Origin of the sequence: Empedobacter sp. GD03865 (genome assembly GCF_029840775.1) — a bacterium.
Taxonomy (GTDB): Bacteria; Bacteroidota; Bacteroidia; order Flavobacteriales; family Weeksellaceae; genus Empedobacter; species Empedobacter falsenii_B.
This window is the reverse complement of record NZ_JAOCDF010000005.1, coordinates 108,679-117,892: the sequence shown is the minus strand read 5'-3', so window position 1 is coordinate 117,892 and position 9,214 is coordinate 108,679. Positions and strand designations below refer to the sequence as shown.

9 protein-coding genes are annotated in these 9,214 nt (G+C 31.1%); 6 read left to right on the top strand and 3 right to left on the bottom strand.

The genetic code is table 11. From position 1 onward, the window contains the following. The first annotated feature begins 1,072 nt into the window (after positions 1–1,072). The gene (locus N5D46_RS03590) at positions 1,073–1,570 is read left to right on the top strand and encodes a helix-turn-helix domain-containing protein (RefSeq protein ID WP_114998937.1); all 498 of its coding nucleotides are present in this window, start codon (positions 1,073–1,075) and stop codon (positions 1,568–1,570) included. A gap of 357 nt (positions 1,571–1,927) precedes the next feature. Here the strand turns inward: N5D46_RS03590 and sucC are convergent, their stop codons facing one another. Next, entirely contained in the window at positions 1,928–3,121 is a 1,194-nt protein-coding gene (gene sucC / locus N5D46_RS03585) for an ADP-forming succinate--CoA ligase subunit beta (RefSeq protein ID WP_114998939.1), read from the bottom strand. Between the two features lie 286 nt (positions 3,122–3,407). Between sucC and N5D46_RS03580 the strand changes: the two genes are divergently transcribed. The 3 genes from N5D46_RS03580 (at position 3,408) to N5D46_RS03570 (ending at position 5,655) form a co-directional block, all read left to right on the top strand. Beyond that, positions 3,408–4,082: an ABC transporter ATP-binding protein gene (locus N5D46_RS03580; protein ID WP_114998944.1), complete on the top strand. Its 675-nt coding sequence runs from the start codon at positions 3,408–3,410 to the stop codon at positions 4,080–4,082. 102 nt (positions 4,083–4,184) lie between these two features. After that, positions 4,185–4,943: a TIGR02757 family protein gene (locus N5D46_RS03575; protein ID WP_219035328.1), complete on the top strand. Its 759-nt coding sequence runs from the start codon at positions 4,185–4,187 to the stop codon at positions 4,941–4,943. 61 nt (positions 4,944–5,004) lie between these two features. Continuing rightward, positions 5,005–5,655: a phospholipase gene (locus N5D46_RS03570; protein ID WP_280049206.1), complete on the top strand. Its 651-nt coding sequence runs from the start codon at positions 5,005–5,007 to the stop codon at positions 5,653–5,655. A gap of 43 nt (positions 5,656–5,698) precedes the next feature. On the opposite strand, the gene N5D46_RS03565 is transcribed toward N5D46_RS03570, so the two are convergent. After that, positions 5,699–6,214 (bottom strand): hypothetical protein, encoded by a 516-nt coding sequence (locus tag N5D46_RS03565; protein ID WP_280049205.1) that lies wholly within the window; start codon positions 6,212–6,214, stop codon positions 5,699–5,701. A 19-nt stretch (positions 6,215–6,233) separates the two neighbouring features. Beyond that, complete coding sequence (locus N5D46_RS03560) at positions 6,234–7,010, bottom strand: class I SAM-dependent methyltransferase (RefSeq protein WP_225539866.1); 777 nt, start codon at positions 7,008–7,010, stop codon at positions 6,234–6,236. A 118-nt stretch (positions 7,011–7,128) separates the two neighbouring features. Between N5D46_RS03560 and N5D46_RS03555 the strand changes: the two genes are divergently transcribed. Then, on the top strand, positions 7,129–8,313 hold the full coding sequence (locus N5D46_RS03555; protein WP_280049204.1) for a glycosyltransferase: 1,185 nt from the start codon (positions 7,129–7,131) through the stop codon (positions 8,311–8,313). Continuing rightward, the gene (locus tag N5D46_RS03550) at positions 8,300–9,211 is read left to right on the top strand and encodes a glycosyltransferase family 2 protein (protein ID WP_280049203.1); all 912 of its coding nucleotides are present in this window, start codon (positions 8,300–8,302) and stop codon (positions 9,209–9,211) included. Before N5D46_RS03555 ends, N5D46_RS03550 begins: the two co-directional genes overlap by 14 nt. The last annotated feature ends 3 nt before the right edge of the window (positions 9,212–9,214 follow it).

The following is a 9,214-nucleotide window of genomic DNA, read 5'->3' as shown; positions in this document are numbered from 1 at the left end:
CTAGCTGTCATTCTGAGCTTGTCTCAGAATCGCATCTAATATGTCATTTCGAGGTATCGAGAAATCTTTCTATCACTTTTTTATTCATAGCTTATCTATTTTAATTATCGGTATTCATGTGCCCTTCGAGGAAGAGAGCAAAAAAGTAATCAAAAAACTCTTGTCTTTGATTTTCGACGGTCAAAATTAGTTTCAGTCATTCAATATTTTAAATCATTTGCTACGCAAACAGTAAAATATTTTAACCATGACTTTCAGCTTTTTGACACTCGTCTCCAAATCATATGACATTTTCTACATCCTTTTCAATATTCAAATTCGCTGTCATTCTGAACTCGTTTCAGAATCCCATCCTTAGTCTCAACCTCAAATACATAATACAATGTACTTTTTACATCGTACAACTCTAAAATCTAAATACTAACATCTCAATACTAATAATAAGGTAGGCCCCAATAAATTTGGAAAATGTCAATAAAGGCTTTACTTTTAATGTGCGAAAAAAAGAGTATAACCTGGCTGTCAAAGTCTCCTTACCGAGGCTCTGATAGAGAGCGTGTAAAGAAAGGAGCCCCTTTGCTTTACAATCTGTGTTTTAAAAATGTTATAAAAACGGAGGTTTGTCCTTTAAAAAGAAGTAATAAGCCGACCGACTTTGTCCGGTGGCTTTTTACGGATGAATGGAAATTGTTTCGTTCTCATTTTGTGTTGGGTTTTATGGAACGATGTCTCTCCTATATGAAGAAATACTTGCAAAAAAAGCAAGGAGCAGTCTCACACTTTAGACCATGGGCGACCAAACCCTTCTTTATAATCTAACGATAATAAAGCTACTACCTAAAGTTAACGTGAGAACCACTCTCATGCCATATACGAAAGTACAAAACTTTTAAGACATGGAGCGATTCCACGATACTCTCGATAGTAAAATTGGTCGTTTTAGGTCGAGATTACATCGTTTTAATTTGTCTTTATAGACTAATTATCAATTCGCTACAACAAATATAATATTTATTTCTTTAAATGCAAATTTATTTTACAAATAAAACTATAAAACATTAATCAGTAACTTATGGAAGTTAATAAGACGTCTCTTTACAGAATTAATCTTGGAAATAAATTAAGAAGTTTGAGAATAGAAAAACTATATACAATAGATGATATAGTTTATATGACTGAAATATCACGTAGTACTATAATAAAAATAGAAAAAGGTGAAGCAAAAATTATTGATTATTACGTAGAATATGCAAAAGTCGTTCAGTACCCATTGGAAACATTATTAGACTTTAAAATACCTCTTAAACCTCTAAATGAATTACCTAAATATAGATTGGAATCTTTAAAATTAACATCAAAAATTAGGGAGCATATAGTAAATACAAATTTTCTGAATGAAGGTAAAATAGTTGCTGAAATAAAAAAGGAGCTGGTCCGATTAAAATTAGTACCAAAAGATATTACCTCTGTTGCTATCGCTGGTGTTATGAGAAATTTAAAAAATGATGAGTTGGTAAGTTCAGAAGAAACAACTGGTAGAAAGGCTATTTATATAAAGCCTAAGAAATAATTTTAATATCATAATGAGTTTGAAGCTAGTATATTCAATTTTGTTATTAGTATGTTAGCTTTATTTTTAGGTTTGTCTAACTCCAGAGTTTTTTATTTAAAAAAAATCATTTTTAGAATTTGGTTCAGAATGATTGATTCTTTTCGTAATATAGATTTCTCTTTTGAACCAAAATGATGTATCACTATCTTGTGTTAGTTTAACTTCTGTAAATAGTGCGTTTTGACTAAACAAACTTATAGATCTTGTTAAAATGATTTATAATAAATATTCCATAAAGAGGTATATATAAAAATACAAAAAAAACCTCTCAAAGGATCTTTTGAGAGGTTTGATATATTGTAAATAAGTTAAATCTTAACCTACTAATTCTTCTACTTTATCAGCAGCGTCTTTTAATGTGATAGCAGAGTGAACAGCGAAACCTGATTCATCAATCATTTTCTTAGCAATTTCTGCATTTGTTCCTTGTAAACGAACAATAATTGGCACATTAATTTCGTCACCCATATTGTTGTAAGCATCTAAGATACCTTGAGCAACACGATCACAACGTACAATACCACCAAAAATATTGATTAAGATAGCTTTTACGTTTTTATCTTTTAAGATAATACGGAAACCTTTTTCTACACGCTCAGCATCAGCAGTACCACCAACGTCTAAGAAGTTTGCAGGGTTACCACCAGATAATTTGATGATATCCATAGTTGCCATTGCTAAACCAGCTCCGTTAACCATACATCCTACATTACCGTCTAATTTTACGAAGTTTAATCCAGCTTCACCAGCTTCAACTTCTGTTGGATCTTCTTCTCTTGTATCACGTAAAGCAGCAATATCTGCATGACGGAATAATGAGTTATCATCGATAGATACTTTAGCATCTACAGCGATAATTTGATCGTCAGATGTTTTAAGAACTGGGTTAATTTCGAACATAGAAGCGTCAATCGCAACGTATGCATTATATAAAGCAGTGATAAATTTAACACCATCTTTGAAAGCATTTCCTGATAAACCTAAGTTGAAAGCAACTTTACGCGCTTGGAAACCTTGGATTCCTACAGCTGGATCAATTTCTTCTGTAAAGATTTTGTCTGGCGTGTGCTCAGCAACTTCTTCGATATCCATTCCACCTTCAGTAGAATACATAATCATGTTTTTACCAGTAGCACGATCTAACAATACAGAAACATAGTACTCTTCAGTTTCAGATTCACCTGGATAATAAACATCCTCAGCGATTAAAACTTGATGAACTTTTTTACCTTCAGCCGAAGTCTGAGGCGTAACTAATTGCATTCCGATGATTTCGTTTGCTTTCTCTTTAACTTCGTCCAAGTTTTTAGCAAGCTTTACTCCACCACCTTTTCCACGACCACCTGCGTGTACTTGCGCTTTTACAACATGCCAACCTGTACCAGTTTGTTCAGTTAACTTTTTAGCAGCTTCTACAGCTTCTTCTGGTGTAGTAGCAACGATACCACGTTGTACTTTCACACCATATTTACTAAGAATTTCTTTTCCTTGATATTCGTGAAGATTCATTTTTTTTGATTTTTCAATTACAAAAATAAAAATATTGTTGATGTATTCTAAATTTTGCCATATTAATTTTATCAGCTTATGCTAAAAAAGTGGTTAATATTGTTTATTTAGAGGTTACAAGATACGAATATTAATGATTTAAAAAGTCAAAACAATTGTTATATAATTTTTAAATCGTAACAAGTACACTAAAAACTAGTTTAATTTGGATGTCTTTATTTTGAATTCAAAAAAAAACTTATCACTTATAATTTAAGACTTAGTACTTAATTTATATCTTTACCTCATGATAAAAGCAGAAAATATTGTTAAGAAATTTGGTGAATTAGAAGTGCTAAAAAATGTTTCTTTATCGATTGCAGAAAAAGAAATCGTTTCTATTGTTGGTGCTTCTGGAGCAGGAAAAACAACTTTGCTTCAAATTTTAGGAACATTAGAAAAAAGTTCTGAGCCAAAGAAATATAATACTTCTATTCAGATTGCGGGACAAGATATCACGAAATTAAACGATCGCGATTTATCTAAATTCCGTAATGAAAACATTGGATTCATTTTTCAGTTTCATCAATTGTTGCCAGAATTTAATGCAATAGAAAATATTTGTATTCCAGCTTTTATCAAAAAAACAAAAAAAGCTGATGCTGAAAAACGTGCAAAAGAGTTGATGTCCTATTTAGGACTTTCGCAACGATTAACACATAAACCGAATCAACTTTCTGGAGGAGAACAGCAACGTGTAGCAGTAGCTCGTGCGTTGATTAATCAACCTAAAGTCGTTTTTGCTGATGAACCTTCTGGTAATTTAGATTCTAAAAATGCTGAAGAATTGCACGAATTATTTTTCAATCTTCGAAACGAATTTGGACAAACTTTTGTCATTGTGACACATAACGAAGAATTAGCAAATATGACCGATCGAAAATTGGTAATGGCTGATGGTTTGTTTGTTGATAGTATGTAAAATCTTTTCGATTAAAATGATTTAATAAAGTTAATACATAATCGCTTAGGATTGAAATTCTAATTCTCTATAACATATTATACTTCTTAGTATATTTGCTAAATGACAGAAATAAAGGATTTTTTAGACGAAAAAGTTCTTCAATATAATACATTAGACTTTATCGATTCTGATCCAGTACAAATTCCGCACAGATTTTCTGCGAAAGAAGATATCGAAATTGCTGGTTTTTTAGCAGCAACAATTGCGTGGGGAAATCGTAAAATGATTATCAATAATGCGAATAAAATGATGCAGTTGATGGGGAATTCACCTTACGATTTTGTAATGAATTTCTCTGAAAATCATTTAGACAATTTGGATGGATTTGTTCATAGAACATTCAATAGTGAAGATTTGAAATTTTTCATGCAATCGCTTCGTAACATTTATCAAAATCATGGCGGATTGGAACAAGTTTTTGCAAAACATCAAACTTCAGATTCAATGCAAGCATCAATTTCGAATTTCAAACAAACTTTTTTCGAAATAGAGCATCCAACTCGAACAACCAAACATATTTCAGATCCGTTGAATAATTCGGCTGCAAAGCGAATCAATATGTATTTGCGTTGGATGATTCGTGATGACAAACAAGGTGTAGATTTAGGAATTTGGAAATCTATTCCAACTTCTATTCTTTCGTGTCCTTTGGATGTGCATTCGGGAAATGTCGCACGAAAATTAAATATTCTGACTCGAAAACAAAATGATGCAAAAGCATTGAAAGAACTCGATACAAAATTACGAGAAATGGATGCAAATGATCCTGTGAAATACGATTTTGCTTTATTTGGTTTGGGTGTTTTTGAAGGGTTTTAACTGAACTGAAAATAATTTTATTTAGAAAAAATAGAATTAAATTCGCTAAAAATAAGTTTGTATGAAAGATTTGAATGGAATAAAATATATCGAACGTTTACCTGTTGTTTCGACTGAAAAAACGCCTCTTTTTGTGCTGATACATGGATATGGAAGCAATGAAGAAGATTTGTTTTCGTTTGTACAAGATTTGCCGCAGAATGCGCATATTGTAAGTGTGCGTGCGTTGCATGATATTGTGTATGGCGGATATGCGTGGTATGATATCAATTTTGTGAACAATGAAAAATGGATGGATGAAACGCAAGCGATAGAATCTCGTAATAAATTGGTCGAATTTATTGATGCAATTGTTCTTCAAGAGAATTTAGATGCAGCAAATGTAACATTGATGGGCTTTAGCCAAGGTGCAATATTGAGTTATGCGATTTCGCTAAATAATCCTGAAAAGATTAAAAACGTGGCGATTTTAAGTGGTTATCCAGAAGCTAAAATTATTGGAGATTTTGATCAATCAAAAGATTTTTTGAACTTAAACTTCTTTGTTTCTCATGGGACAGAAGATGTTGTACTGCCAATTGAATTAGGACGAATGGGTGACGAGTTTTTAAAATCGTTGAATATTAATTTCGAATACCACGAATACAGAAGTGGACACGGAATTGTTCCTCAAAATTATTATGATTTGATGGATTGGATCAAAAGATTTTAACATAGAGCTGAATTTAATTCAGCTTTTTATCATTATAAGAGATCTAAATAAATTTAACTTCTATGGCGTCGCCATGATATTCCTTGAATGAGGCGTCATAGAATTCGATATTCGTATAACGAAATAATAATTCGGTAATTTCTTTTTTCAGAATTCCTTTTCCGTAACCGTGAATTAAAATCAATCGAATTTGACTTTCGAACATAGCACGTTCCACCTCATTTCGAGCAACATCTAATTGCGTTTGTATAATTTGCGCATTATCCAAATCACGCCAATTATCAACCAGATTTTCGATATGCAAATCAATTTCTCGCGTTAAATACGGATGACGATGAGATTTGCGAAAAGTCTTAAACTTTGGTTTCGAAAATTCTTTGATTTCCTCATCGCGGTATTCATCATAATCAATTTCAATCGCTTTGATAATTTCTTCTTGATGATATTCATACTCAAAACCAACCGCATCATTAAAGTAGACAAAATCACCTTTTAACTTGGTAATTGTCCCTGAAATATTATCATCTATCACTTTAACTTTCGTTCCAATCTTGAACATCTTTAAATTTTATATGGATTTAATCTTTAATAATTAAACCAGCAAATTTATCATCAAAACTAACAATTATTGGTTTTAGATTTTTCTTTATACAAAAATCCATAAATGCAGAATTGTCAGAAATATCATCACTCATAAATACTCCTTTTGCTTTTACTTTTGGCCAAATGGTATTGTATGCCCACATTCTACCTTTGTAAGCTTTGTCAGAATCATAGTGGATGAAATCAAAAGTATTTTGTTCTTTAAAAATTTTAGGAAGAGATTCTTGATCTGCATAACGGAATAATTTCCAATATTTTTTTAAAGATTCTGGTATAACAATTCCTACAAAGTCATCATTGTTTTTAGTAACGTACGGCATATCTGAACTATACAAAACACCATTTCTGTTTTGTAAAGACAATAAAATAGCCAAAGAAGACCATCCGTAGGCAACTCCAGTTTCTAAAACATTTTTAGCGTTGAGATGTTCTGTTATTACATAAATAAGGTTCAGCGCTCCAGCACCACCCATTTTAACAGGAGAATTTTTCTCTTTTTCAAGAGCATAAGAAGTTTCATCTTTAAATGAATTGAAGATGTCAACTTTGGGGTCTTTATTGTTGAACAATTTCACGGCTTCTTCTTGAGTAATTGAGTTTTTTATACACCAATCAGTAGCAAGATCTTTACCTTTAGTAGCAGAGTTTCTGTAAAAAATATTTTTTATAATTTTTCTTCCAAGCTCGGGATATAAGGCAGGTCTTTTAATATAAGAGATAAAACTTGTAGAAATTTCAGAGATAAATGACATTTGTTTAGATTTTATTTTTTGAATTACAAATATATATTTATTATCAATAATATGTTAATGTTTTTTATTTAATAATATATTATTGAAAAATGTTACTTTTGTTCACTAAACTAACCAAATGTCAAATCAACCTAAGAAAATAAAAGTACTTTTTAGGCTTCGTTCGTTAGAAATGGGTGGAGTTCCGAGAGTAGTTTTAGATTTATTGCGCAACTTGCCGAAAGATAAATTCGAATTCACATTGATGCTTAATTTATATCAAGGTGAATTGGTCAAAGAAATTCCAGCAGATTTAAAAGTAATTGTTGTAGAAAAAGGAAAAGAACAGATGAGTTCTAATTCTTTTGTTCAAAAAATGCAGCTGATTTGGCGCCGAATGAAATTAGAAGTTTACGATAAATTTCCTTCAATTTTATACAAATTAAAAGTTCCAGAAAAATACGATATTGAAGTTTCGCCTGGTTATGCAGAATTTGATATGGTGTTAAATTCTCCTGATAAAAAATCAAGAAAAATAGGCTGGTTTCATACAGATGTTGGATATGATAAAGATCAAGAACGTGTTTTGAGTAGAATTGAAAAAATGAAACGTTTTGATTTTATGATTTTTGGCTCGAAGCAAACACGTCAAGTAATCGAGGATTTGTATCAAGTTACCTATCCAAAATCGACTGTTATTTATAATGTGATAAAAGTGGATGAGGTTTTGAAAAAAGCCGAGCTTTTTGAGTATTCTTATGAAACAGATTTACCCGTTTTTTCTTCTATGGGAAGATTACATCATCGCAAAGGTTATCATACATTGATGAGGGTGCATAAACGATTATTAGATGATGGTTTTAATCATAAAATAGCGGTAATTGGTGGAGGAAACGAAATGGAAAATTTGATCAATCAACGTAAAGAACTAAATGTTGAAGATTCTTTTTTATTGTTAGATTCTCAAACCAATCCTTATCCTTATATTAAAGCATCTGATTATTTTATTTTGCCAACACAATCCGAGTCATATCCATTGGTTATAGGCGAAGTAATGTGCATGCGAAAACCAATTATTTCGACAAATGTTGGTGGAATTGCAGAAATGATAGATAATGGAGTAGATGGAGTTTTAATTCAATATAATGAAGATGAAATGTACGAATCGATGAAATCTTTTATGACAAATTCTACCTTAGTGTCTAAAATTGTTGATGGAACTGCAAATGCGTACAATAAATTTGATGAAAAAGAGATTTATCGTCAAGTTTCTGAAGTTTTCGAACAACAATATCAAATCAAACTTGAGAATGAGCGAGGTTAAAATTACCATTGTCACGCCTTCATATAATCGTGCGCATACGTTAACGCGTGTGTATGATTCATTAAAAAATCAAACATTCAAAGATTTTAAATGGATTATTATGGATGATGGTTCTACTGATAATACTAGAGAAATTGTTGAAAATTTTCAATCAGAAGGTTTAATTAATATTGAATATTTCTGGAACGAAAATCAACATAAATTCATTACTGTTTTTGAAGGAATTAAAAAAGTGAAGTCTAAATATTTTATGATTGTAGATTCGGATGATTCTTATCCTGAGAACGCTTTACAAACATTATTTGATGAGGTAGAGAAAATCAAAAACCAAGAAGAATATATTTCTGTAATGGGATTGTCGCAATATACAGATGGAAAAATCGTTGGTAATCAATATCCAAATAATGGATTTGATGGTTCAATTTTCGATATGCGTTACAAGTATAAAGTGCGTGGAGATAAGTTTGGGATTTTTATAACAAAGACTTATCAACAATTGTTGAAAAAATTTGATTATTCTCCTTACAAAAACAAAGGATATATTCCTCAACCTGTGTTTTTTAACACGTATGATGCTGATGGTTTGAAGACTAGGTTTGTGAATAAAGTTGTTCGTAACTATCATTTAGATGAAGCGGATGAAAATTCTGTTTCCAATACACGTTGGTCGGGAAAAAACACATTTGGATTGATGGAAGGTTATCGTTCTTTTCTGAATTCTTATGGGACGAAACTTTTCAAATATCCAAAAGCTTTAATCCGTAATTTGGTTGGATATCAAGTTTATTCGATAATTAATCATCGAAACTTATTCAAAATAAATAAAGGATTGAAGCATTTTAAATTGTTATCAATATTACTTTATCCGTTGTCGTATATTTATTATAAATTGAAGTAAAAT

Bases quoted from the DNA above. Each gene is read 5' to 3' on its own strand.
- N5D46_RS03590 (WP_114998937.1), top strand. From the start codon at position 1,073: ATGGAAGTTAATAAGACGTCTCTTTACAGAATTAATCTTGGAAATAAA.
- sucC (WP_114998939.1), bottom strand. From the start codon at position 3,121: ATGAATCTTCACGAATATCAAGGAAAAGAAATTCTTAGTAAATATGGT.
- N5D46_RS03580 (WP_114998944.1), top strand. From the start codon at position 3,408: ATGATAAAAGCAGAAAATATTGTTAAGAAATTTGGTGAATTAGAAGTG.
- N5D46_RS03575 (WP_219035328.1), top strand. From the start codon at position 4,185: ATGACAGAAATAAAGGATTTTTTAGACGAAAAAGTTCTTCAATATAAT.
- N5D46_RS03570 (WP_280049206.1), top strand. From the start codon at position 5,005: ATGAAAGATTTGAATGGAATAAAATATATCGAACGTTTACCTGTTGTT.
- N5D46_RS03565 (WP_280049205.1), bottom strand. From the start codon at position 6,214: ATGTTCAAGATTGGAACGAAAGTTAAAGTGATAGATGATAATATTTCA.
- N5D46_RS03560 (WP_225539866.1), bottom strand. From the start codon at position 7,010: ATGTCATTTATCTCTGAAATTTCTACAAGTTTTATCTCTTATATTAAA.
- N5D46_RS03555 (WP_280049204.1), top strand. From the start codon at position 7,129: ATGTCAAATCAACCTAAGAAAATAAAAGTACTTTTTAGGCTTCGTTCG.
- N5D46_RS03550 (WP_280049203.1), top strand. From the start codon at position 8,300: ATGAGCGAGGTTAAAATTACCATTGTCACGCCTTCATATAATCGTGCG.